This is a genomic window from Erwinia wuhanensis (assembly GCF_030484085.1).
In the GTDB taxonomy this organism is placed as follows: Bacteria; Pseudomonadota; Gammaproteobacteria; order Enterobacterales; family Enterobacteriaceae; genus Erwinia; species Erwinia aeris.
This window is the reverse complement of sequence record NZ_JAUJUH010000009.1, coordinates 35,935-60,371: the sequence shown is the minus strand read 5'-3', so window position 1 is coordinate 60,371 and position 24,437 is coordinate 35,935. Positions and strand designations below refer to the sequence as shown.

At 57.7% G+C, this 24,437-nt stretch carries 24 protein-coding genes; 16 read left to right on the top strand and 8 right to left on the bottom strand.

Features of this window, described 5'->3' with window-relative positions:
- The first annotated feature begins 199 nt into the window (after positions 1-199).
- The gene (locus QZH36_RS19195; protein ID WP_301730896.1) at positions 200-1,480 is read left to right on the top strand and encodes a cytosine deaminase; all 1,281 of its coding nucleotides are present in this window, start codon (positions 200-202) and stop codon (positions 1,478-1,480) included.
- A gap of 30 nt (positions 1,481-1,510) precedes the next feature.
- On the opposite strand, the gene tsgA is transcribed toward QZH36_RS19195, so the two are convergent.
- A complete protein-coding gene (tsgA, locus tag QZH36_RS19190) occupies positions 1,511-2,692 on the bottom strand; it encodes an MFS transporter TsgA (protein ID WP_253457673.1) in 1,182 nt (393 codons plus the stop codon).
- Between the two features lie 266 nt (positions 2,693-2,958).
- Between tsgA and ppiA the strand changes: the two genes are divergently transcribed.
- From ppiA to argD, 4 genes are all read left to right on the top strand, one after another.
- Entirely contained in the window at positions 2,959-3,531 is a 573-nt protein-coding gene (gene ppiA / locus QZH36_RS19185) for a peptidylprolyl isomerase A (RefSeq protein WP_253457676.1), read from the top strand.
- Positions 3,532-3,604: 73 nt separating this feature from the next.
- Positions 3,605-4,165, top strand: a complete 561-nt coding sequence (locus QZH36_RS19180) for a putative adenosine monophosphate-protein transferase Fic (protein WP_301251824.1) — start codon at positions 3,605-3,607, stop codon at positions 4,163-4,165.
- A gap of 32 nt (positions 4,166-4,197) precedes the next feature.
- Positions 4,198-4,773 carry an aminodeoxychorismate synthase component II gene (locus tag QZH36_RS19175; RefSeq protein WP_253457682.1) on the top strand — a complete coding sequence of 192 codons (576 nt, stop codon included), beginning with the start codon at positions 4,198-4,200 and terminating at the stop codon, positions 4,771-4,773.
- An 85-nt stretch (positions 4,774-4,858) separates the two neighbouring features.
- Complete coding sequence (argD, locus tag QZH36_RS19170) at positions 4,859-6,076, top strand: bifunctional acetylornithine/succinyldiaminopimelate transaminase (RefSeq protein ID WP_301730895.1); 1,218 nt, start codon at positions 4,859-4,861, stop codon at positions 6,074-6,076.
- Between the two features lie 94 nt (positions 6,077-6,170).
- Here the strand turns inward: argD and QZH36_RS19165 are convergent, their stop codons facing one another.
- Entirely contained in the window at positions 6,171-8,249 is a 2,079-nt protein-coding gene (locus QZH36_RS19165; protein ID WP_253457687.1) for a YccS/YhfK family putative transporter, read from the bottom strand.
- Between the two features lie 58 nt (positions 8,250-8,307).
- Entirely contained in the window at positions 8,308-8,940 is a 633-nt protein-coding gene (gene crp, locus QZH36_RS19160) for a cAMP-activated global transcriptional regulator CRP (RefSeq protein ID WP_017803012.1), read from the bottom strand.
- Positions 8,941-9,245: 305 nt separating this feature from the next.
- Between crp and QZH36_RS19155 the strand changes: the two genes are divergently transcribed.
- The gene (locus QZH36_RS19155) at positions 9,246-9,650 is read left to right on the top strand and encodes an OsmC family protein (protein WP_301730894.1); all 405 of its coding nucleotides are present in this window, start codon (positions 9,246-9,248) and stop codon (positions 9,648-9,650) included.
- On the opposite strand, the gene QZH36_RS19150 is transcribed toward QZH36_RS19155, so the two are convergent.
- The 3 genes from QZH36_RS19150 to QZH36_RS19140 form a co-directional block, all read right to left on the bottom strand.
- Positions 9,643-10,512 (bottom strand): phosphoribulokinase, encoded by an 870-nt coding sequence (locus tag QZH36_RS19150; protein WP_125289852.1) that lies wholly within the window; start codon positions 10,510-10,512, stop codon positions 9,643-9,645. The two genes, QZH36_RS19155 and QZH36_RS19150, sit on opposite strands and share 8 nt — an antisense overlap.
- A gap of 221 nt (positions 10,513-10,733) precedes the next feature.
- Entirely contained in the window at positions 10,734-10,949 is a 216-nt protein-coding gene (locus QZH36_RS19145; RefSeq protein WP_253457694.1) for a YheU family protein, read from the bottom strand.
- Positions 10,906-11,940 carry a hydrolase gene (locus tag QZH36_RS19140; protein ID WP_301730958.1) on the bottom strand — a complete coding sequence of 345 codons (1,035 nt, stop codon included), beginning with the start codon at positions 11,938-11,940 and terminating at the stop codon, positions 10,906-10,908. Before QZH36_RS19140 ends, QZH36_RS19145 begins: the two co-directional genes overlap by 44 nt.
- An 83-nt stretch (positions 11,941-12,023) precedes the next feature.
- On the opposite strand from QZH36_RS19140, the gene QZH36_RS19135 reads away from it, so the two are divergent.
- The 5 genes from QZH36_RS19135 (at position 12,024) to tauD (ending at position 16,336) form a co-directional block, all read left to right on the top strand.
- Complete coding sequence (locus tag QZH36_RS19135; protein WP_301730892.1) at positions 12,024-12,626, top strand: LysE family translocator; 603 nt, start codon at positions 12,024-12,026, stop codon at positions 12,624-12,626.
- A 277-nt stretch (positions 12,627-12,903) separates the two neighbouring features.
- On the top strand, positions 12,904-13,881 hold the full coding sequence (gene tauA, locus QZH36_RS19130; RefSeq protein WP_253457700.1) for a taurine ABC transporter substrate-binding protein: 978 nt from the start codon (positions 12,904-12,906) through the stop codon (positions 13,879-13,881).
- 9 nt (positions 13,882-13,890) lie between these two features.
- Entirely contained in the window at positions 13,891-14,658 is a 768-nt protein-coding gene (tauB, locus tag QZH36_RS19125) for a taurine ABC transporter ATP-binding subunit (RefSeq protein ID WP_301730891.1), read from the top strand.
- Positions 14,655-15,482, top strand: coding sequence for a taurine ABC transporter permease TauC (gene tauC / locus QZH36_RS19120; protein ID WP_253457706.1), 828 nt, complete (start codon positions 14,655-14,657; stop codon positions 15,480-15,482). Before tauB ends, tauC begins: the two co-directional genes overlap by 4 nt.
- Positions 15,479-16,336, top strand: coding sequence for a taurine dioxygenase (gene tauD / locus QZH36_RS19115; protein ID WP_125289843.1), 858 nt, complete (start codon positions 15,479-15,481; stop codon positions 16,334-16,336). The genes tauC and tauD overlap by 4 nt, the downstream gene beginning before the upstream one ends.
- 10 nt (positions 16,337-16,346) lie before the next feature.
- Here the strand turns inward: tauD and QZH36_RS19110 are convergent, their stop codons facing one another.
- Positions 16,347-17,072 (bottom strand): NUDIX hydrolase, encoded by a 726-nt coding sequence (locus QZH36_RS19110; protein WP_253457709.1) that lies wholly within the window; start codon positions 17,070-17,072, stop codon positions 16,347-16,349.
- Positions 17,073-17,282: 210 nt separating this feature from the next.
- Between QZH36_RS19110 and prs the strand changes: the two genes are divergently transcribed.
- Entirely contained in the window at positions 17,283-18,155 is an 873-nt protein-coding gene (prs, locus tag QZH36_RS19105) for a ribose-phosphate diphosphokinase (RefSeq protein ID WP_301251819.1), read from the top strand.
- On the top strand, positions 18,145-19,632 hold the full coding sequence (locus QZH36_RS19100; RefSeq protein ID WP_253457716.1) for a nicotinate phosphoribosyltransferase: 1,488 nt from the start codon (positions 18,145-18,147) through the stop codon (positions 19,630-19,632). The genes prs and QZH36_RS19100 overlap by 11 nt, the downstream gene beginning before the upstream one ends.
- A 37-nt stretch (positions 19,633-19,669) precedes the next feature.
- On the opposite strand, the gene QZH36_RS19095 is transcribed toward QZH36_RS19100, so the two are convergent.
- Positions 19,670-21,571, bottom strand: a complete 1,902-nt coding sequence (locus tag QZH36_RS19095; protein WP_301730890.1) for an ABC transporter ATP-binding protein — start codon at positions 21,569-21,571, stop codon at positions 19,670-19,672.
- Between the two features lie 125 nt (positions 21,572-21,696).
- On the opposite strand from QZH36_RS19095, the gene kefG reads away from it, so the two are divergent.
- The 3 genes from kefG to QZH36_RS19080 all read left to right on the top strand — a co-directional run bounded on the left by kefG (position 21,697) and on the right by QZH36_RS19080 (position 24,316).
- The gene (gene kefG / locus QZH36_RS19090) at positions 21,697-22,248 is read left to right on the top strand and encodes a glutathione-regulated potassium-efflux system ancillary protein KefG (protein ID WP_125289994.1); all 552 of its coding nucleotides are present in this window, start codon (positions 21,697-21,699) and stop codon (positions 22,246-22,248) included.
- The gene (kefB, locus tag QZH36_RS19085) at positions 22,249-24,054 is read left to right on the top strand and encodes a glutathione-regulated potassium-efflux system protein KefB (protein WP_253457721.1); all 1,806 of its coding nucleotides are present in this window, start codon (positions 22,249-22,251) and stop codon (positions 24,052-24,054) included. It abuts the gene before it with no gap.
- 67 nt (positions 24,055-24,121) lie between these two features.
- Entirely contained in the window at positions 24,122-24,316 is a 195-nt protein-coding gene (locus QZH36_RS19080; RefSeq protein WP_125289837.1) for a YheV family putative zinc ribbon protein, read from the top strand.
- Positions 24,317-24,437 lie beyond the last annotated feature (121 nt).

Genomic DNA, 24,437 nt, shown 5'->3' with positions numbered 1-24,437 from the left:
TAATGCCGCTACAATAGCGCGCAAAACTCCAGGGTTATTGATGTATATCAAGCCAGTTTTTAAATACCCCTTTATGGGTAGAGTGATGATTTTTAAGCTTTTTTAAGTAAGTTATGGATTTTACTGGTATTGCTCCCGTCTCGCTCCGCCACAAAGGATGGTATGGTTAAAAAAACCACCGACGTTCAGGAGCGTGTTTATGCAGGCTATTCCATTAAAAAGCATTCACCATGTGCGATTGCCGTGGCGTGAGGGACTCTGGCAGATTGCTATCCGCGACGGCAAAATCGCCACGATCTCGCCCCAGTCGCACGGCGCCGCGCCGGAAGGATCGCTGGATGCGGAGGGCGGGCTGGCTTTTCCGCCTTTTATTGAGCCGCATATCCATCTTGATACCACCCAGACCGCAGGCGAACCGGCCTGGAATGAATCCGGTACGCTGTTTGAAGGCATTGAGCGCTGGGCAGAGCGCAAAGCGATGTTGGATCATGAAGATGTCAAAACCCGCGCGCGGCAGACGCTGAAATGGCAGATCGCCAACGGTATCCAGCATGTGCGCACGCACGTAGACGTGTCCGATCCCTCGCTTACCGCGCTGCGGGCCATGCTGGAAGTGAAAAGCGAGATGGCACCCTGGGTCGATATCCAGATCGTCGCGTTTCCGCAGGAGGGCATTCTCTCGTACCCCGATGGCGAAGCCCTGCTGGAAGAGGCGCTGCGGCTGGGCGCGGACGTGGTTGGCGCTATCCCGCATTTTGAATTTACGCGCGAGTATGGCGTGGAGTCGCTGCATAAAACTTTCGCGCTGGCGCAGAAGTATCAGCGCATGATTGACGTGCACTGCGACGAAATCGACGACGAACAGTCGCGCTTTGTGGAAACCGTCGCCGCGCTGGCGCTGCGCGAGAAAATGGGCGCCCGCGTCACCGCCAGCCATACCACGGCGATGCACTCTTATAACGGCGCTTATACCTCGCGTCTGTTTCGGCTGCTGAAGCTTTCCGGCATTAATTTTGTCGCCAATCCGCTGGTGAATATCCATCTTCAGGGACGCTTCGACAGCTATCCCAAACGGCGCGGCGTAACGCGGGTAAAAGAGATGCTGGAGGCGGAGATCAACGTCTGCTTTGGCCACGATGACGTTTTCGATCCCTGGTATCCGCTCGGCACCGCCAATATGCTTCAGGTGCTGCATATGGGGATGCATGTTTGTCAGCTGATGGGGTATGGCCAGCTGGATGAAGGCATTAAGCTGATTACGCATAACAGCGCCAGAACCCTACAGCTGCAGGATTACGGCATTCAGAGCGGCAACAGCGCCAACCTGATTATCCTGCCTGCGGAGAACGGTTTTGATGCGCTGCGGCGTCAGGTGCCGACGCGTTATTCGATCCGTCAGGGAAGGGTGATTGCACAAACGCAGCCTGCGGCGAGCACAATTTATTTAGCGGAGAGCGAAAAAGTGGATTTTCGGCGCTAATAAAAAAGGCCGGTTTCCCGGCCTTTCCCGTTAGTGCGAGGACATATGCCCGTGCAGCTTGTGTTTGCTGACGAAGCCCAGCAGCAGGCACATCACGAACACCACCGCGTACAGCATGTTAGCGGTAGAGAGCGCCGCGTGAGCGCCGTGCTTATCCACAATCGGGCCGGTGACCACGAAAGTCAGCATGGTGCCAACGGTGCCGCAGGTCAGAATAAAGTTCACCAGCTTTGGCGAAGAGACTTTAGTCTGGAGCGATCCCAGCGTAATGATGGTGGTGTAGATGGCGCTGGAGAAGAAGCCCAGGCTCATCATGATCCACTTCAGCATACTGGCGTCGCTGCTGCTGATAAACCAGTACATCAGCGCCGTCGCCAGCAGCGCCAGTACGGTGACGATGCGCTGCGGATCGAAGAAGCGCAGAATGGCGCTGAACGCCCACATGCCGATCATATAGGCGGTCCAGAAGTTGCCGACCAGCGCGCCAGCCTGGGTCAGATCCATGCCCATGGTTTTTGTGGCGTACAGCGGCACCCAGCCGATAAAGCCAAGCTGGCCGAGGATGTAGCAGAGCGCGGCGACAGACAGGAACAGCACGCCGATGCCCCATTTCTCTTTTTCCACGTTCTGAACGGCGGCTTTTTTGCCCAACACGGGAAACTCAAAGCAGAGCGCCAGCACAAAAATAGCCAGGTAGATCACGCCGATACAGACATAAACCCAGTACCACGGCAGCGAACGCGCCAGCAGCGCGGCGGCGATAATGGGAAAAATAGTGCCCGCCATGCTGAAGAAGGAGTCGGTAAACAGCAGGCGCGAACCGCGCTGACGGCCTTCGTACAGATGGGTGATCAGGAAAGTACCAATCGACATGGTGATGCCGCTGACCACGCCCAACACGAACATACAGAGCGAGAAGACGCTCAGCGAGTGGCTGGTCATTAGCCCCAGTATGGCGAGCACCATCAGCACGAAGCCGAAAATCAGCTGTCGGCGCAGAGGAATGATTTCCATCAGCCAGGCGTTAAGAAACACGGCGACTAAAATGCCGGCGTTCAGGAAGGTGAAGGTGTTGCTCATCTGCGCAACTGGCAGATGAAAATAGTCAGCAATATTCTCCAATACCATACCGGTGACGATTACTACCGCGCCGGTTAGCGCATAGGAGAAAAAGCTGATCCAGGTAAGCCCGATTCGATCGCGATTAGTCATAGTTGTGGCCCGTGGAGTCAAGAATTGTGAGGCTGGACGCTCACGCTAAGCGCGGGCAGTTTAGCTGGATTCGTGATCTGCTTAAATAAATAATGCAAGTTTCCCCAGCGATTTCAGGATATTCGTGATGAATATCACCGTTTTTTGCCTGGCGAAAGCGTTTGCGTCGGCCCGGCACGCGTAAAAATAGGTAAAACGCTAGCGCAGGGATAAGCGCCTCTTTACAATCAGCTTTCGGCCTGTAGCCCTTAAGTAAGGAATCTTTTATGTTAAAACGTACTTTGACAGCGGTCGCCACCGTGTTTGCGTTATCCACGCTCTCTGCTTCCGCCCTGGCGGCAAAAGGAGATACGCACGTGCTGCTGACCACCTCTGCTGGCAATATTGAGCTGGAACTCAATAATCAAAAGGCCCCAATTTCCACGAAGAACTTTGTTGATTACGTCAACAACGGCTTCTACAACAACACCGTTTTCCATCGCGTGATCCCGGGCTTTATGGTGCAGGGCGGCGGCTTTACCGCCGATATGCAGCAGAAACCTGGCGCCGCGCCGATTAAAAACGAAGCGGATAACGGCCTGCTGAACAAGCGCGGCACCATCTCCATGGCCCGCACCGCCGATAAAGACAGCGCTACCAGCCAGTTCTTTCTCAACGTAGCGGATAACGCTTTCCTGGATCACGGCCAGCGTGACTTTGGCTATGCCGTCTTTGGCAAAGTGGTGAAAGGCCAGGAAGTGGTGGATAAAATTGCTCAGGTGCCGACCCAGAATATGGGGCCATACCAGAACGTGCCGGTTAAACCTGTCGTGATCCTTTCCGCAAAAATCCTGCCTTAACGCTCCGGTCGGGGGATTGCTGCTGATAATCAGCTAAGCTTTTAGCAGCAATTACCCCCTTCAAGGAGAACTCATGTCCAGAAAGCTCACCGACAAGCAAAAAAATACGCTCTGGCAGCAGCGTCTGCCGACCAACTTCCTGGCGAGCTTTTTATTAACGGGTTCCCTGCCCGAACTGGGCACGCGCAATCCGGGTCTGCCTCATCTGCGCGCCATGCACCGCGCGCTTTTTCAGGATGTGCTGGAGGAGGCGGGCGAGCTGCGCGAAGTCGATATCGCCATCGGCGACACGCCCTGCTGCCACTTTGAATACATCGAGAAAGAAGGCAACGCGCTGATGCAGGCGCTGGAAGAAGAGAACGGTCTGGCCGATCTGCCGCTGGATCGCATGGCGGAAAGGCTCGCCTGGTACTACTGCGAGCTGACCGTGCTGCATCCTTTTCTGCGCGGCAACGGACGCGCCCAGCGGCTTTTTTTCGAACAGCTGATTATCCATGCCGGTTGCGACATTCAATGGAGCCTGATCGACAGCGAAAGCTGGCAGGCGGCCGTTAAGGCAAGCCTGGCGGGGGACTTATCGCTGCTGGAAGCCGCTTTCGGCAAAGTCATCAGCGAGCGGGACGAAAACGCGTAGAATAGCGGCGTTTCTTTTTTCCCGGAGCTTGTATGCTGCTGCTGATCGATAACTATGACTCTTTTACCTGGAACCTTTATCAATATTTTTGTGAAGCAGGCGCAGATGTTCACGTCAGACGTAACGACGAGCTGACGCTGGCGCAAATAAGCGAGCTAAAGCCTGAACATCTGGTGATTTCGCCGGGGCCGTGCACGCCCAACGAGGCGGGCATCTCGCTGGAGGCTATCCGGGCCTTCGCCGGAAAAATCCCGGTGCTTGGCGTTTGTCTGGGACATCAGGCGATAGCGCAGGCTTTTGGCGCGCGTATTGTGCGGGCGCGTGAGGTAATGCACGGTAAAACCTCGCTGATTGAGCATAATAACAGCGGCGTTTTTAACGGCCTGAATCATCCGCTACGGGTAACGCGCTATCATTCGCTAATCGTCGAGGCTGCCTCGCTCCCCGCCGATTTTGAGGTGACGGCCTGGTCGCTGCGCGACGGCGAGAAGGACGAGATCATGGGCGTGCGGCATCGTGATTTGCCGCTGGAAGGCGTGCAGTTTCATCCGGAAAGTATCCTCAGCGAGCAGGGGCATCAGCTGCTGAAGAATTTCCTCAGGCAATAAATTTGATTGCCTTAAAGTGATTTTTTATGCATATTTTGTGATTATAATTTCAGTGGCTCTGTAACGTAAAAAGATGAGGTTGGCAATGGCAGCGGATAAATTAGCGGTAACGCGCTCGACGTTTGATGAAGTGATTTTGCCTGTTTATGCACCAGCGCAGTTTGTGCCGGTTAAGGGGAAAGGCAGCCGCGTCTGGGATCAGCAGGGTAAAGAGTACGTCGACTTTTCCGGCGGTATCGCCGTTACCGCGCTGGGCCACTGTCATCCGGCGCTGGTGGAAGCGCTGAAAACGCAGGGTGAAACCCTGTGGCACACCAGCAACGTCTTCACCAACGAACCCGCGCTGCGCCTGGCCAGCAAGCTGATTACCGCCACCTTCGCCGAACGCGTGTTCTTCGCTAACTCCGGCGCGGAAGCCAACGAGGCGGCCTTTAAGCTGGCTCGTTATTACGCGACTAAACGCCATTCGCCTTTTAAAAGCAAAATTATCGCGTTTCATAACGCCTTCCACGGCCGCACGCTGTTTACCGTTTCCGTCGGCGGCCAGCCGAAATATTCCGACGGCTTTGGCCCTAAACCGGCGGACATCGTCCACGTGCCGTTTAACGATCTTAACGCGGTAAAAGCGGTTATCGACGACCATACCTGCGCCATCGTGGTGGAACCTATCCAGGGCGAAGGCGGCGTGATGCCGGCTACTCAGGCGTTTATGCAGGGGCTGCGCGAGCTGTGCGACCAGCATCAGGCGCTGCTGGTGCTGGATGAGGTACAGAGCGGCATGGGCCGCAGCGGCAAGCTGTTTGCGTATGAACACTACGGCGTCCAGCCCGATATTCTGACCACCGCCAAAGCGCTGGGCGGCGGCTTTCCGGTCAGCGCCATGCTGACCACCAACGAGATCGCCTCGGTGATGGCGCCCGGCGTGCACGGCACCACCTATGGCGGCAACCCGCTGGCCTGCGCGGTAGCGGAAGCGGCGCTGGATATCATCAATACGCAAGAAGTGCTGAACGGTGTAGAGGCGCGCCGCGAGCAGTTTGTCGCCGCGCTGAAAGCGCTGGACGCGCAGCTGGATCTGTTCAGCGACATTCGCGGCAAAGGCCTGCTGATTGGCGCGGCGCTGAAGCCGCAGCATGCCGGTAAAGCGCGCGATATTCTGAACGCCGCCGCCGCCGAAGGCGTAATGATCCTCAATGCCGGGACGGACGTGATCCGTTTTGCGCCGTCGCTGGTCATTGAACCGACCGATATCGAAGAGGGCATGAACCGCTTCGCCACCGCCGTGAAAAAACTGCTGGCTTAACTCGTCAGGCCGGAAGCCTCGCGCTTCCGGCTAAACAGGCGCGTCGTCTGCACCAGGCCGCTTACACGCGCCGAAAAACTTCTGCTCAGCATCATCAGGCTGATTTCCGTAAATGGCGCGACAGCCAGCGGCCATGATGAGGTCGGCTGCTCCAGGCCAACGAAGAAATAGTGTGCATCACGCCAAGATGTTCCAGGATCCGCTTTATGTGCCTTTCCATCACCGTGGTCGCGCCCTGCTGAAAGGGCGTATCCGTCTCCAGCACGTTATTTGTGGAACTCGGCCCGTCATACTCCAGCCGCTGCTGGCAGCGCTGTAGCGCAATTTCGCACGCCTGTAGATAGCGCTCGGCCAGCTGCGGCGTCAGCATGGTATGTTCACGCGCTAAAATGGTCATGGCGTTGATATGCTCAACGATAAACTGACTGTGCGTAACCCAAAGCTTCATATCGGCCAGGTAGCGGGCGTCGAAACCCGGCTCCTGCATCGCCTGGTTCAGCGAGTTAAACAGCGCGTTGTGCGCCTGGTTAACGCGCATACGCTGCCAGGCAAGCTTCTGCGGACTCTCTTCGTCCCCCAGCAGTTTCTGGAGCGCTTCCTGATAGGTTTCCAGCGCGTCGTGCGCATTCTGCCGCAGCAGGCCGCTTTGCCACTGCGGCCACAGCCAGATCATCCCGGCAAAGGCGATCAGGCAGCCCATCAGCGTATCCAGCAGGCGCGGCAGCAGAAAGTCGGCGCCGTTCAGCGACAGCAGCTGAAGCGAATATACCGCCGTCACGGTAAAGCCGATCGTCGCCAGGCCGTAATATTTGCGGATCACCAGATAGCCCGCCAGCGTCAGCGTCAGCATCACCAGCAGCACAGCCGATTCCGGCACCTGAAAGCGTAGCGTCAGCGCGGCCACCACCAGCCCGCCCAGCGTGCCCAGCGCACGGTGCTGAATGCGTACCCTGGTCGCGCTGTAGCCGTTCTGGCTGACAAACATCACCGTCATCAGCAGCCAGTAAGGCTTGGGCAGATTAAAGGAGAGCGCCAGGGTGCTGGCGAAAGCGAGCATAACCGCAAACCTGGCGGCGGTGCGCAGCGCGGCGGATTTCAGCGACAGATAGCTTCTGATGGCAGATAGCAGCGGCAGTCGTTTCTGACGATCCGCCATCAGATCGCGCTGGTAAAGCGGACGCTGGGTACGCAGCACGCGGGCGATACGGCTGAAATGCCAGGCGCAAAAGTTGCCGACCGGGTTGGCGGGATGCTGGCGGGCAATTTTTTCCAGCGCCTGCAGCTGTTTATCCATGCTGAAACGTGTCGGCAGACGGTGATAGAGAATATCGTCCGCCAGCTCGCGCAGCCTGGCCGCAATGGTCTGCGCGTTCCAGCGGATCACCGCCTCGGCATGGCTCTGCTCCACCAGTTTTTGCACCTCTTCCGGCTGATGCAGGCTGACGGCGATATGCTCCTGCAAATCCAGCGCAACCTGAAAAGCGCGGGTCAACCGCTTATGGTGATTATCGTTGCTGGCGGCCAGCATGTGCATTTGCTGATAGCAGGTATTGATAAGGTCGACCGCTTTTTGCTGGCGAGCCAGCAGCGGCGGCAGCGTTTTTTCCGGGTCGGCAAGCTGCGTCAGCAGGCTGTATTTGGCCTCGCAGTAGCCGGCCAGCTCGCGATAAAGCAGGCTGAGCGTTTCCCGCATCGGCTGCTCTTTCCACAGCCAGAACCAGAACCAGTTAAAGAGGCCGTACCAGACCGTGCCCAGGATATAAAGCGACGGCGGCTGCCAGATGGGCATCCGACCGGCCAGGCTCAGGGTAAAGATGCCGGCAATCAGCGCGCCGGGCAGCAGTCTGCCATGCAGCGGGCTGATTTCGCCGGTCACGCCCAGCAGCATGGCCATGGAAAACAGGATAATGGGCAGGGGAACGGCATAGTCGCCAAGATACTGCACCAGAAAGCTGCTGAAGGCGAAAAGGCCGCCGCCGATCAGCAGACGTTTAAAGAAGCGTTTATGGGGCGTATCCAGACCGGCGATATTGCAGCAGGCCGGCACCAGCGAGAACAGCAGGCCGTTTTGCAAATTGCCCAGCAGCCAGCCGACGGCGACGGGCAGGCAAAGCACCAGCGTCTGCCGCAGGGCGTAGTTAACTTCGGGATGGTAGATGAGTCGGCGCCACATTGCTTTGTACCCGCTGAAAAGGCGCAACGAAGGCATTGCGCCATGCAATCAGAGCGGTTTAGCGTGTACCGTAGACCACGATGGTTTTACCGTGTGCGGAGATCAGATTCTGATCTTCCAGCATCTTCAGAATACGGCCGACGGTTTCGCGCGAGCAGCCGACGATCTGGCCAATCTCCTGGCGGGTAATTTTGATCTGCATCCCATCCGGGTGGGTCATAGCGTCCGGCTGTTTGGCCAGATTCAATAGCGTTTGCGCGATGCGACCTGTCACATCGAGGAAAGCTAAATTGCCCACTTTCTCGGAGGTAACCTGCAGGCGGCGCGCCATCTGTGAAGAGAGACGCATCAGGATATCCGGGTTGACCTGGATCAGCTGGCGAAACTTCTTATAGGAGATTTCCGCCACTTCACAGGCCGTTTTTGCCCGCACCCATGCGCTGCGCTCCTGGCCTTCTTCAAACAGGCCAAGCTCGCCGATAAAATCGCCCTGGTTAAGGTAAGACAGGATCATCTCTTTACCTTCTTCATCCTTGATGAGCACCGCTACCGCGCCTTTGACGATGTAGTAAAGGGTTTCTGCTTTCTCACCCTGGTGGATCAGCGTGCTTTTGGATGGATACTTATGAATATGGCAATGTGACAGGAACCATTCAAGTGTCGGGTCTGTTTGCGGTTTGCCGAGAACCATTCGCTGTTATCCTCTGTTGTTATCGTGCCTAAATACAGGGGCAGAGTTCCCTGACAGGCGTTGAAATAGTCAAGCGCTTCCCATGCAGGAAAGTTATTCGGCTCTCTGTTGAGTGCCGGGCTCGTTATGTCGTCCCGTTTCGTCTGGTCTGTAGAGTACTGACGAAATACAGCCTTGTTTGTAGCACAGCTTTGCATGGGTGTCTTCTGTTGTCTCGCTTCAGCATAGCGGGAAATCTGCCGCGCTGCTGTTTTAGTTGCCTTAAGCCGACCGCGGCTTAACTAAATGAATTAGAGGAGTTTGTTATGCAAGCGAGCGTCAAATGGGTGGAAGGGCTGACCTTTTTGGGAGGATCCTCATCGGGCCATCAGATCGTGATGGACGGCAACGCGGGCGATAAAGCGCCCAGCCCGATGGAAATGCTGCTGATGGCGGCAGGCGGCTGTAGCGCGGCGGAAGTGGTTGCCATTCTGCAAAAAGGGCGTTTCACGGTAGAGAACTGCGAGGTGAAGCTGACGTCAACCCGGCGCGAGAAACCGCCGCGTCTGTTTACCCGCATCAACCTGCATTTTATTGTCAGCGGCAGCGGGCTGACGGATAAGGCGCTGGCGCGCGCGGTCAGCCTTGCGGTCGGGAAATATTGCCCGGTCGCGCTGATGCTGGGTAAGGGCGTGACCCTTACCCATAGCCATGAGATGGGCGTTACTTGATAGCTTTGCCTTCCATCAGGCGCTTGACCAGCGGCCCCATAATCAGCTCCATTGCCAGGCCCATTTTGCCGCCCGGCACCACCAGCGTGTTGATATGGGAGATAAAAGAGCCTTGCAGCATCGCCAGCAGATAGGGGAAGTCAATCTGTTCCAGCGCCTGGAAATGGATAACCACAAAGCTCTCGTCAAGCGAAGGAATGCCGCGCGCGGCAAAAGGGTTGGACGTATCCACGGTAGGGACACGCTGGAAGTTAATATGGGTGCGGGAAAATTGTGGCGTAATGAAGTTAATATAATCGTCCATTGAGCGCACCACGGAATCCATCACCGCCTCGCGTGAATGACCGCGTTCGCTGGTATCGCGGATCATTTTTTGGATCCACTCCAGGTTGACGATAGGCACCACGCCCACCAGCAGATCTACATGCTGCGAGACATTGTTCTGCGGCGTCACCACGCCGCCGTGCAGCCCTTCGTAAAACAGCACGTCGGTGGGTTCCGGCAGCGGCTGCCACGGCGTAAAAGTGCCGGGCACCTGGTTCCAGGGCACCGCTTCGTCATAGGTGTGCAGATATTTTCTGGACTGGCCGCTGCCGCTGCGGCCATATTCCGCGAAGGTTTGCTCCAGCAGCGAAAAATCGTTGGCCTCCGGGCCGAAATAGCTGATATGGCGGCCCATATCGCGCGCTTTGCGGATTGCCATATCCATTTCGGGACGGGTATAGCGATGGAAGCTGTCGCCTTCCACTTCCGCCGCGTGCAGGTTCAGCTGCTGAAAAATTTTGCGGAAGGCCAGGCTGGTGGTGGTGGTGCCCGCGCCGCTGGAACCGGTCACGGCAATCACTGGATGTATGGCGGACATAAACGAGTTTCCTGTGAACGTTATTCCGCCATTGTTATCACGTTTTGCTATAGCCTGTCATCTTCTGCCCAGGGGTGAGCGCGCGGCAGAGGTTATGCAATAAAGCCAAGCGCGAACAGCGGTTTAGCCGTCAGGAAAACGAGATCGCCGTCTTCCGACTAGCCAAGCGGTAAGAAGAACACGGCGTCGCCGATAGGCTTTTGCCCCCTCAGCGGGAGGCGTTAACGGATCTGGCCTTTAGGCATGATATTGACCGTCTCGTGCAGCTCTGACCAGACCAGCACCGCCTCGCCGTTTGTCAGCTGACGACGAACGTCATTGACTTTTTGCTCCAGCGAGCGCTCCTGCTCGCCATAGTCGGTGCCTTCCCGCAGCACGAAGGCTTCAATCAGGTTAGCGAGCGTGTCCGGGTCCAGTTCTTTCCAGGGAATAATCATCGTTGTCCAGCCAGGTTGAAAGCCATTGCGGTATACGCTGCTCCAGCCACATTTGCGGCCTGCGCAGCGTTCCCCCCACGAATCCCACATGTCCGCCGTGCTGCGTCAGCTGATACGTTACGCAATCGGGCAGCCTCTCGGTTGCAGGAATGACCTCGTCGGTCATAAAGGGATCGTCTTTAGCATGAATAATCAGCAGAGGTTTACGCACGCCGGAAAGCAGCGGCAGCGCGCTACAGCGGCGATAGTAATCCGTCGCGTCCACAAAACCGTGCGCTCTGGCAGTAATGGCGTCGTCAAACTCCCTGAGTCTCTTAAGCGCCTTAAGCTGCGTCAGATCGACAGGCAGCGTGCCGGGCCAGGCGTGCAGTTTGCGGGTGGCGTTCTGCTTCAGCAAGTTTAGCAGGTAGCGCTGATAGACACGCGAGAATCCCTGCTCCAGCCGCTGGCTGCAGGGTTCCAGCATCAGCGGCGCGGAAACGATAACGCCGGCATCCAGCAAACAGCTGTCGCCCTGTTGGCCCATCAGGCAGCCCAGCATATTACCGCCAAGCGAAAAGCCCACGGCAGCGGTCGCCACCGTTCCCCAGGTTTCCCGTAGCCAGCGTAAAAAATAGCTGGCGTCTTCGGTTTCGCCCGAATGATAAATGCGCTCGAGACGGTTCGGTTCGCCGCCGCAGCCGCGAAAATGCATCACCACGCCCAGCCAGCCGCGCTGTCGACAGGCCTGCAAAAGCCCGTGCGCGTAAGGGCTGTGAAAGCTGCCCTCAAGGCCATGAAAAAGCACCACGCGCGGCTTGTGGCTCGCCTGCGCCGGATCTTCGCTCCAGGCAAGATCGACAAAATCACTGTCCGGCAGCGGCAGGCGCTGCCAGTGCGGCTGCAAAGCGATACGGCGACGGACCAGGCGCGGCAGGATGGTTTGCAAATGCGCGTTGCTCATGCCCGCCAGTGGACGAAAAGTATTTTCCAGCGACCCGTCAAAATTCATCTTCAAAAGGCTTCCCGGATCCTTGTCGTACTGTTAGCTTCGATAAGTTTGTTGTTAAGTGGGGTGAGGAGCGCCCGTTTCATATGGAACTGAAACTGTTTTTGTCGATGCTGGGTTTTTTGTGGGTCGCTGCGATCACGCCAGGCCCTAATAATATGTTACTCACCGCCTCGGGCGCCAACTTTGGTTTTCTGCGTTCGCTGTGGCTGCTGATCGGCATCATGATCGGGATGCAGGTCATGCTGCTGCTGGTCGCGTTCGGTATTGGCGGCCTGATCCTGCTTTATCCTGCTTTGCATCTGGTGTTGAAAATCGCCGGGAGCGTCTATCTGCTGTGGCTGGCGTGGAAAATCGCCACGGCGAAATATGAGCGGCTGGATACCGGCACTCTCCCCACAGCGCCAATGCCGTTCTGGCAGGGCGGCCTGCTACAGCTGATCAATCCCAAAGCCTGGCTGATGGCGCTGGGCGCGGTCGCCAGCTTCAGCCTGGGCGGTGAGGCTTATCGGGGATCGGTAATGGCTATCAGCTTTGCGATGGCGCTGGTCAACCTGGTTTCCGGCCTGATCTGGCTTGGCTTTGGCACGCTGATTGGCCGCCTGCTGCGCAGCCGTCGCGCCTGGACGCTGTTCAATATGGCGATGGGCGTGCTGACAGCGGCCTGCGTGCTGCTTATCTGGCGCTAAGCAGAGTGCCTGGCGAACGTCGCTTCAGGCAAAGTGCTTTCCCCATTCTCAATTCGTAAGCAGCGGGCGCCGTTACGGCGGGTTTTTGAACCCGCTACTTACGCTGCTGCCAGCCTCTGACGTCTTAAAGGCAATCCCACTCTCCGGCATTAAAATCCTGTTTTTCTTCTAAGGACTTATCGTTATAACCGATAATTTTTTATTACTTTATCGCGGCAAGTGCTCTCGGTTACAAAGGCGTTGTTCACTTTTATAACAATAACGACCGGAGCAAAGCATGGCGCATAAATTTACTCTTTCACTGCTGGCCTTCAGCCTTTCTTTTTCGGCGCTGAGCGCACAGGCTTTGGACGTTACCGTGGCGTATCAGACCTCGGCAGAACCGGCCAAAGTGGCCCAGGCCGATGACGCTTTTGCCAAAGCCAGCGGCGCAAAAGTGGACTGGCGCAAGTTTGACAGCGGCTCCAGCGTGGTCAGAGCGCTGGCTTCGGGCGATGTGCAAATCGGCAATATCGGCTCCAGCCCGCTTGCCGTAGCGGCCAGCCAGCAGGTGCCGATTGAGGTGTTTCTGCTGGCGTCGCAGCTCGGCAGTTCCGAAGCGCTGGTGGTGAAGAAAAGCATCAAGGATCCCAAAGATTTGATCGGCAAACGTATCGCCGTGCCTTTTATCTCCACCACTCACTACAGCCTGCTGGCCGCGCTTAAGCACTGGGGCATCAAGCCGGGCCAGGTGCAAATCGTCAATCTTCAGCCGCCCGCGATTATCGCTGCCTGGCAACGTGGCGACATTGACGGCGCCTACGTCTGGGCGCCGGCGGTGAACGAGCTGGAGAAGGAAGGAAAGGTACTGACCGACTCCGCGCAGGTCGGCAAGTGGGGCGCGCCAACGCTGGACGTCTGGGTTGTGCGTAAAGATTTCGCGCAGCAGCATCCTGAAGTGGTCACCGCTTTCGCCCGTAGCGCGCTGGAGGCGCAAAAAGCCTACCTGGACAGCCCTGAGCAGTGGCTGAAAGATGACAATCACCTCAACAAGCTGTCGCGTCTGAGCGGCGTGCCGACACAGCAGGTGCCGGGGCTGGTAAAAGGCAACACTTACCTGACGGCGCAGCAGCAGGTTGAACAGCTGGGCCAGCCGGTCGATAAGGCTATCGGCGATACCGCACAGTTTTTAAAAGAGCAGGGCAAAGTGCCGCAGGTTGCCAGCGATTACAGTGGCTTTGTCACCAACCGCTTTGTTAAAAATCTTACGCAGTAAGGAGCCGCCATGCTTTCAGTCTCGCATCTGACGGCCCGCTACGACGGCCACCTCGCGCTTGAAGATATTAACCTGACGATTGCCGGGGAAGAGCTGGTGGTGGTGCTGGGGCCTTCAGGCTGTGGCAAAACCACGCTGCTGAATCTGATTGCCGGTTTTCTGACGCCGGAGTCGGGCAGCATTACGCTGGACGGCCAGCGCGTAACCGGGCCGGGAGCCGAGCGCGGCGTGGTGTTTCAGCATGAAGGGCTGCTGCCGTGGCGCAACGTGCTGGATAACGTCGCCTTTGGCCTGCAGCTGGCCGGGATGGATAAAGCGACGCGCCATCAAACGGCCCGTCAGATGCTGAAAAGCGTCGGGCTGGGCGGCGCGGAAAAGAAATTTATCTGGCAGCTTTCCGGCGGGATGCGCCAGCGCGTAGGTATCGCCAGAGCCTTAGCCGCCGATCCGCAGCTGCTGTTGCTGGATGAGCCCTTCGGCGCGCTGGATGCCTTTACCCGCGAGCAAATGCAGGAGCTGCTGCTGAACCTGTGGCGGGACAGCGGCAAGCAGGTGCTGCTGATTACGCACGATATCGAGGAGGCGGTTTTTCTGGCCAGCGAGCTGATCCTGCTGTCGCCCGGCCCCGGCAAAATTACCGAGCGTCTGCCGCTGGCGTTTGGCCGCCGCTATGCCGCCGGCGAAGCCTGCCGCAGCATTAAATCCGATCCCGCTTTTATCGCCACGCGGGAATATGTATTAAGCCGGGTGTTCCAACAGCGCGAGGTGTTTTCATGAGCCTGTTATCCACGGAGAAAGTCGCGGTGCGCCGATTGAGGCTGCGCTGGCCGTTTGGCCGTCAGCTTACCCTGAGCGTGGCGACCCTGCTGGTGCTGCTGGGCATCTGGTGGGCAGTAACCGCTTTTGGCCTGATCGCGCCGCTCTTTCTGCCCGCGCCGCAGCAGGTTTTCCATCAGCTGCTGGTGGTTGCCGGCCCGCAGGGTTTTATGGATGCGACGCTCTGGCAGCATCTTGCCGCCAGCCTGACAAGGATAGCGATAGCGCTGCTGGCGGCCACGCTGATCGGCGTGCCGGTTGGTATCCTGATGGGGCTGAACGCCACCGCGCGCGGCATCCTTGACCCGCTGATTGAGCTGTATCGACCGGTGCCGCCGCTGGCCTATCTGCCGCTGATGGTGATCTGGTTCGGTATCGGCGAAACGTCCAAAATCCTGCTGATCTATCTGGCCATCTTCGCGCCCGTGGTGATGTCCACGCTGGCGGGCGTCAAAAGCGCGCAGCAGGTTCGTCTGCGCGCCGCGCAGTCGCTGGGCGCCAGCCGCTGGCAAACGCTGTGGTTCGTGGTGCTGCCCGGCGCGCTGCCGGAAATTTTAACCGGGCTGCGGATCGGTCTTGGCGTCGGCTGGTCAACGCTGGTGGCCGCCGAACTTATCGCCGCCACGCGCGGGCTGGGCTTTATGGTGCAGTCCGCCGGTGAATTTCTGGCAACCGATGTGGTACTGGCAGGCATCGCCGTTATCGCGCTGATTGCTTTTTCGCTTGAGCTGGGGCTGCGAGCCTTACAGCGCCGTTTAACCCCCTGGCATGGAGTCACATCATGAACGAACGTCTGTCTGTTACCGCGCTTGGCCCCTATATCGGCGCGCTGGTCGCTGACGTGGATCTCAGCCGCCCGCTGAGCGACGCGCAGTTTGAGCAGCTTTACCATGCGCTGATCCGTCATCAGGTGCTGTTCTTCCGCAATCAGCCCGTTACGCCTGCCCAACAGCGAGCGCTGGCGGCCCGTTTTGGCGATCTGCACATCCATCCCGTCTATCCGCACGCGCCGGATGTGGAAGAGATTATCGTGCTGGATACGCATGATGATAACCCGCCGGACAACGATAACTGGCACACCGACGTGACCTTTATCGAGACGCCGCCGGCCGGGGCGATCCTGGCGGCAAAGCAGCTGCCGGAAACCGGTGGCGATACGCTCTGGGCCAGCGGCATTGCTGCTTACAACGCGCTTTCAGAGCCTTTTAAGGCCCTGCTTGCCGGCCTGCGGGCAGAGCACGACTTCACCAAATCGTTTCAGGAATTTAAGTATCGCGGCAGCGAGGAGGAGCATGCGCGCTGGCGGCAGGCCGTGGCGAAGAATCCGCCGCTGCTGCATCCGGTCGTGCGCACGCATCCGGTTAGCGGCAAGTCGGCGCTGTTTGTTAATGAGGGATTCACCACGCGCATTGTCGATCTCAGCCCGAAAGAGAGCGACGCGCTGCTGAATTTCCTGTTTGCACATATCACCAAACCGGAGTTCCAGGTGCGCTGGCGATGGCAGCAGGACGATGTGGCGATTTGGGATAACCGCGTGACCCAGCACTACGCCAATGCAGACTACCTGCCTGCACGGCGGATTATGCATCGCGCCACTATTCTGGGCGACAAGCCTTTCTATCAGCCTGGCCGGGCATAAACGCCACGGCCTAATCGGCAGGCATAAGATTACGCGTAAAGTTGTGCACGTCGGCCTCTTTCCTGCGGCGGTACAGTTTGGCTTTGCGCGCGCCGGTAGCTACGCTCTCGCCCGTTTCCTCAAACATCTCTGAGGAATCAAAGCGGCGGATCAGGCTTTTCCGCTGCACCGGGCGGCCAAGGATGGCTTCGGTGGCTTCCTGTAGCTGAGTCAGCGTAAAGCGTTCCGGCAGGCAAAACACCGGCAGCAGCGTATACAGCGTTTTTTGCCGCAGCCTTTTTAAGGCGCTGGTAATAATAGTCTGGTGATCGAAGGCGATATCCTTGCGCTGCATCACGGTGTTGACCGGCAGCCACGCGGCGTCGCTGACATCGCCGCTGTACGATCGACAGCTCTCCTGCGCAATCAGCGCATACCAGGCGGTGGTCAGGCTCCAGCCGCGCGGGTCGCGATCGGGGCCGGAAAAAGTTTCGAGCTGTTCCAGCCACGGCGGAACCACGCCGGTTTTCTCCTGCAGCTTCCTTAACGCGGTGGCGCGCGTTGAGGCATCATGCTGCATATCGATAAACCCTCCCGGCAATCCCCACCAGCCTTTTTGCGGATGATTGGCCCGCTGCACCAGCAGTACGCAGAGCTGTTGCTCGTGCAGCGTAAAAAGTACGCTGTCGACGGTCACAATGGGAGAGGGGTAGCGCGAGGCGTCGTAGCTGGCCAGATACTCTGATTCTGAAAGCATAAGCTTTTCCGTAAATAATTGTCGCTCAGACACATTAGCATTGCGGACGGATATCCTGCAATGTACGACCGCCTTTTCATTTTTTTAATCATTATTAATCAGCTTGTTAATTGATTTTTCCTTCAGGGAGGTAAATTCCGCTTGCTAAATAATGTCACAGGGACAATTATATAAATGTCACAAAGACATTATTAGCCCCGGAGGAAAACAATGCTGCTGGAACTCTTTCTTGATGGAAACAAAGTCGCGCTGGAAACAGGCCGCTTTCCCGATGGCGCAGTCCGCGTAAGGCTGCTGCCGCCACGGCTTCCCCGGGCGGAAAAATTGAAAATCCGCGCCACGGCCATGCGCAATATGGACGATTTGATGCTGCTGGCGCAGGTTATGGACGCCGCCCGCAGCCAATACGATTTGCACTGGACAACGCTGGAGCTGCCCTGGCTTCCCTATGCCCGTCAGGACCGCAGTATGCAGGAAGGCGACAGTTTCGCCCTGAAGATCTTTGCCGGTTTTTTGAATCAGCTGGGCTTTGACCGGATACGGGTGCTGGATCCCCATAGCGACGTGGCGGGTGCCGTGGTCAATAACATGGTGGCTATTCCGCAGCACCTTTGCCTGCGACACAGCGCGAACCTGATGGAAAAACTGCAAAGCGGCATGATGCTGATGGCGCCGGACGCGGGCGCGCTAAAAAAAATCCACGCTGTTGCGCAGCAGGTGGCGGCCCGCGAGTACGGCATCCTGGGGAAACACCGCGACCTGAGCAGCGGTGCGCTGAGTGGTTTTTCACTGCTGCAGGGCGACGTAGCCGGCAAAGATGTGCTGATAGCCGATGATTTGTGCGATGCGGGCGGCACCTTTATCGGCTCGGCCGCGGTGCTGCGTGCGGCGGGTGCGCGTTCGGTCAGCCTGTACGTTACCCACGGCTTGTTTAGCCGGGGCGTCGCCGCGCTGTTGCAGCAGGGCATCGACCATATCTGGACGACGACTTCAGTAGCCGATCCGGCGATAGCCGGGGAGCGGGTTGAACTGATTGATATTGAAACTATTTATAACAACGAAGGAGCGGCCCATGCGCATTAATCCCATTCTGGCTATCGACGGCTATAAAACCTCCCATCGCGAACAGTACCCGCAGGGAACCAGCCGCATTTACTCAAATTTTACGCCGCGCGGTAACCGCTTTTTTACCTCGCCGCTATCGGATAACCGGCTGGTATTCTTTGGGCTACAGGGCTTTCTGCAGTGGTTTATGGTCGATCTGTTTAACGAGGCGTTTTTTGCCCGACCCGAAGAGGAAGTCGTCACGGAATACCAACAGCTGATGGACAGCTATCTTGGCAAAGCGCGTATTGATGTGGAACACATCCGGGCGCTGCATCGCCTGGGCTATCTGCCGCTGGAAATCAAAAGCCTGGATGAAGGCAGCAAGGTGCCGATGCAGGTGCCGGTTCTGACCATTACCAACACCGTTGATGATTTTTTCTGGCTGGTTAATTACCTGGAAAGCGTGATGTCAGCAGAATTATGGAAAGCCTCTACTAACGCCACTATCGCTTACCATTACCGGCTGGTCTGCGAGCGTTGGGCGGCCCTGACCTGTGATGACCAGAGCCATCTGGATTTTCAGTGCCATGACTTTTCGCTGCGGGGCATGTCCGGGCTGCACGATGCCGCCCAGGCGGGCGCCGGCCATCTGCTGAGCTTTACCGGCACCGACAGCATTCCTTCAATTCTTTATCTTCGTCAGTACTACACGCCGCCCAAAGACTACTTTATTGCGGGCAGCATTCCGGCGACGGAGCACAGCGTTATGTGCATGGGCGAAGAGCAGGGAGAGATCGCCACCTTTCGTCGTCTGATCACCGAGCTCTATCCCCACGGCTTCGTTTCCATCGTCTCGGATACCTGGGATTACTGGAAGGTGCTTACGGAATACAGCCGCGAGCTGAAAGCAGACATCATGGCGCGGCAGGGGCGTCTGGTTTTCCGCCCGGACAGCGGCGACCCGGTGGAGATCCTTTGCGGAACCGGCGACGATAGCGACAGCGATCCGGCGCGGACGCCACAGCAAAAAGGCTCGGTAGAGGTGCTGTGGGACATTTTTGGCGGCACCGTTAATGCGAAAGGCTACCGGGTGTTGGATGAGCACGTTGGGCTGATCTATGGCGACTCGATTACGCTGGAGCGGGCTAACCAGATCCTTGCCCGTCTGGAGGCTAAAGGTTTCGCCAGCAGCAACGTGGTCTTCGGCGTCGGATCTTATACTTATCAATACAGTACGCGCGATACATTCGGCTTTGCGATGAAGGCGACATGGGGCGAGGTGCAGGGCGTTGAGCGTGAGATTTTCAAGCAGCCAAAAACCGACGGCGGCCTGAAAAAATCCGCCAGAGGACTGCTACGGGTAGAGCGGGATAGCGCAGGCGACTACTACCTGTTGGATCGGCAGAGCCGGGAGCAGGAGCAGGGCGGCGAACTGAAAACCCGTTTTTTAAACGGCAAACTGCTTAACGCTGAGGATCTGTCCACGCTGCGTCGACGCCTGGCGGAGCGGTAATCAGGTCGGGAGAAAGAAACCTTTCTCCCGGCTCTGTTTATGAAGCCAGCATCGTTTCGAGCTGCTCCTGCGCATCCAGCCAGTCCATCTCGCACGCTTCCAGCGCGGATTTCGCTTCAGCCTGCTGCTGCAGCGCCGCCGTAAGATCGGCCTTGCGGCTCTGATCGTACAGCGCGGTATCCGCCAGCTTTGTTTCCGCATCGGCCAGCGTGGCGTTGAGTTTTTCCATCTGCTTTTCCAGCTTTTCGATCTGCTTGCGCAGCGGCTGCGTTTGCGTGCGCAGTTCCGCCTCGCGGCGCTTCTGATCCTTTCTGGCCTGCGCGCTGTTGCCGCTCTCCTGTTTAGGTTCAGCGGCGGCGCTGGTCTGCTTTTGCAGATCGCTCAACCACTGCTGGTAGTCTTCCAGATCGCCGTCAAAGGCTTCTACTTTACCGTCGTGGACCAGGTAGAGATCGTCAGTGGTGGAGCGCAGCAGATGGCGGTCGTGCGAAACCACCACCAGCGCCCCTTCAAAATCGATCAGCGCTTCGGTCAGCGCCTGGCGCATATCCAGATCGAGGTGGTTGGTCGGTTCATCCAGCAGCAGCAGGTTAGGGCGCTGCCAGACAATCAGCGCCAGCACCAGCCGCGCTTTTTCGCCGCCGGAGAAGCGTTCGGTCTGCTCGGTGACCTTATCGCCCTGAAAACCAAAGCCGCCCAGGTAGTCGCGCAGCTGCTGTTCCAGCACTTTTGGCGCCAGCCGCACCAGATGCTGCAACGGTGATTCATCCGCCCGTAAGAATTCCAGCTGATGCTGGGCGAAGTAGCCGAGCTTGATGCCTTTCGCCAGGCCGATATCGCCTTGCAGCGGGGCCAGCTCGCCGGCCAGCAGCTTAATCAGCGTGGATTTGCCCGCGCCGTTGCGGCCCAGCAGACCGATGCGCGAGCCGGGAACCAGGTTCAGCTTGATAGAATCCAGAATGATGCGATCGGCATAGCCCGCGCTGACTTTTTCCATCTTCAACAGCGGATTAGGCAGGCTTTCCGGCGCGCGGAAGCTGAAAGTAAAAGGATTATCGACGTGGGCGGGCGCGATAAGCTCCATGCGCTCCAGCATTTTGATGCGGCTTTGCGCCTGCTTCGCCTTGCTGGCCTTGGCCTTAAAGCGGTCGATAAAACTTTGCAGATGCGCCACCTTCTGCTGCTGGTTTTCAAACATCGACTGCTGCTGAGCCAGTTTGGTGGCGCGCTGGATCTCAAACGAGCTGTAGTTGCCGGTGTATTCAAAGATCGACTGCTGTTCGATATGCAGGATTTTATCCACCACGGGATCGAGAAAGTCGCGGTCGTGGGAAATCAGGATCAGCGTACCCTGATAGCTTTTCAGCCAGCGCTCCAGCCAGATCACCGCGTCCAGATCGAGGTGGTTGGTTGGTTCGTCAAGCAGCAGCAGGTCGGAGCGGCAAATCAGCGCCTGCGCCAGGTTCAGGCGCATCCGCCAGCCGCCGGAGAAGTCGCTGACGGGCCGCTGAAGCTGCTCCTGAGAAAAGCCCAAACCGTTAAGCAAGCTGGCGGCGCGCGACTGTATTGTCCATGCCTGGACGGCGTCCAGCTTGCCGTGCAGCGTGGCGATAGCGTGCCCGTCGTCGTTCTCGTTGGCCTTCGCCAGCTCCGCCTGCAGCTGGCGGTACTCGCGATCGCCATCAATGACATATTCGATAGCGGGCGTATTCAGCGCGGGCGTCTCCTGGTTAACCCAGGCCAGCGACCAGTTGCCCGGATAGGTAAAGCTGCCCGCATCGGCGCTTATCTCGTTCTTAAGCAGCGACAGCAGCGTGGATTTACCGCAGCCGTTTTTGCCTACCAGCCCCACTTTCTGACCGGGATTGATGGTGGCGGAGGCGTTATCCAGCAGGACGCGCACGCCGCGTCGGATTTGTAACGATGAGAAGAGAATCATAAGCGCCGTAATAACCAGAATATGTTAAATTGAAACATCATAAATGCTTTGCGGAATGCACGATTCCGCGGTGTCGAGCATGGTAGCGGAATTTCCCCGCCGTGACGACGATTTGGAGGGGATTGATGTCGCAGCCGCCCAAAGTTTTGCTGCTTTACGCGCATCCGGAATCCCAGGACTCGATTGCCAATCGGGTTTTGCTGGAGCCGGCTAAAGCGTTACCTAACGTGACCGTTCATGACCTGTACGCGCACTATCCAGACTTTTTTATTGATATCCACTACGAACAGCAGCTGCTGCGCGAGCATGACATCATTGTTTTTCAACATCCGCTTTATACCTACAGCTGCCCCGCGCTGCTGAAGGAGTGGCTGGATCGCGTGCTGTCGCGCGGCTTCGCCAGCGGCCCTGGCGGCAACGTGCTGGAAGGAAAATACTGGCGCAGCGTGGTGACCACCGGCGAACCGGAAACGGCCTACCACCAGGAAGGGCTTAACCGTTATCCGCTGTCGGCCATCATGCGGCCGTTCGAGCTGACGGCGCAAATGTGCCGTATGCACTGGCTGACGCCGATGATTATCTACTGGGCGCGACGGCAGACCCCGGAAGTCATGAAAAATTATGCGCGCGCCTACGGCGACTGGCTGTCGTCACCTTTGCCCTATGGAGGCACCTGAATGGAAGGACAAACCCTGCTCACGGCTGGCGTGGTCTATCTTTTTGCGGCGGTTATCGCCGTTCCGATCGCGGCCCGGCTCGGCATTGGTGCGGTACTGGGCTATCTGCTGGCCGGTATCGCTATCGGGCCGTGGGGACTGGGCTTTATCAGCGACGTAGAGGAAATTCTGCATTTCTCCGAGCTGGGCGTGGTCTTCCTGATGTTTATCATCGGCCTGGAGCTGAATCCTTCCAAACTCTGGGAGCTGCGGCGCTCGATTTTCGGCGTTGGCGCGGCGCAGGTTATTTTCAGCGCGGCGATACTGGGCGGCCTGCTCTGGCTGACCGACTTCTCCTGGCAGGCGGCGGCGATCGGCGGTCTTGGCCTGGCGATGTCCTCTACGGCGATGGCGCTGCAGCTGATGAGCGACAAGGGCATGAAGCGCAATGAATCCGGCCAGCTGGGCTTTTCGGTGCTGCTGTTCCAGGATCTGGCGGTGATCCCGGCGCTGGCGCTGGTGCCGCTGCTGGCGGGCGGCGACAGCGGCCACACCGACTGGATGAAAGTGGGCATGAAGGTGCTGGCGTTTGCCGGGATGCTGGTCGGCGGCCGTTTTCTGCTGCGGCCTATTTTCCGCTTTATCGCCGCTTCCGGCGTGCGGGAAGTTTTTACCGCCGCTGCCCTGCTGCTGGTGCTGGGATCGGCGCTGTTTATGGACGCGCTGGGGCTGTCGATGGCGCTGGGGACCTTTATCGCCGGCATTCTGCTGGCGGAAAGCGAATACCGACACGAGCTGGAAGTCGCTATCGATCCTTTTAAAGGCTTGCTGCTGGGGCTGTTCTTTATCTCGGTAGGCATGGCGCTGAATCTGGGCGTGCTTTATACCCATATCGTCGAGATTTTAGTGGGCGTGGTGCTGCTGGTCGCGATCAAAGCGGGCGTGCTTTATCTGCTGTCGCGTATCTTTGGCCTGCGCAGTTCTGAGCGGCTACAGTTTTCGGCGGTGTTGAGCCAGGGCGGCGAGTTCGCGTTCGTGCTTTTTTCCGCCGCCTCGTCGGCAAAACTGTTCAGCGGCGACCAGATGCCGCTGCTGCTGGTGACGGTAACGCTGTCGATGATGACCACGCCGCTGCTGATGCAGAGCGTGGATAAAATCCTGGCGAAGCGGTTTAACGACGGCGACGACAGCGAAGAGAAGCACTTTGTCGAAGACGACAAGCCGCAGGTTATCGTGGTCGGCTTCGGACGTTTTGGTCAGGTGGTGGCGCGTTTGCTGATGGCCAACGAAAAGCGGATCACGGTGCTGGAGCGCGATATCAGCGCGGTCAGCCTGATGCGAACCTATGGCTATAAAGTATACTATGGCGATGCCACCGAGCTGGAGCTGTTACGCGCCGCAGGCGCAGAAACGGCGCAGTCTATCGTCATTACCTGCAACGGCCCGGAAGACGCGATGGAAATCGTGCGGCTCTGCCAGCATCATTTCCCGCATCTGCAAATCCTGGCGCGGGCGCGCGGCCGCGTGGAGGCTCACGAACTGTTGCAGGCCGGCGTCACCCAGTTCTCGCGTGAAACCTTCTCCAGCGCGCTGGAGCTTGGCCGTAAAACGCTGATGTCGCTGGGGATGCATCCGCATCAGGCCTTTCGCGCGCAGCAGCACTTCCGCCGTCTGGATATGCGCATGCTGCGCGAGCTGATGCCGAACCACGGCGACAGCCAGCAGATTTCCCGCGTGAAAGAAGCCCGGCGCGAGCTGGAAGATATCTTCCAGGCCGAAATGCGGCACGAAAAGCGCCAGTTTGACGGCTGGGACGAATCGGAATAGGGCGGGGCGAAAGCCTCTTACTGAGTCGGCATCGCTTTGCGTTGCCTTTTATTTAATCGGAAAACCTATGCGTAAAAGATTTATTGCCGGGGCGACTTGTCCAAAGTGCCAGGCTAAAGATACCCTTGCTCTGTGGGTTGAAAATAATGTCGATGTGGTTGAATGCGTTAAGTGCGGTCATCAGATGCGCGAAGCAGACAAGCATGTTCGTGACGAAGTTCGCACTAATGAGCAAGTGATCGGAATTTTTCATCCTGAGTAGCGTTATGGCTCAGCTTTTTTTAAGCTGTATCTTACAGCGGCGTTGAAATTCATTACAATCAGCGCAAACTCAGAGCTTGCCGGCAAATCCGCCGATGTTTCAAGCTCTCAACGGTTAGGAG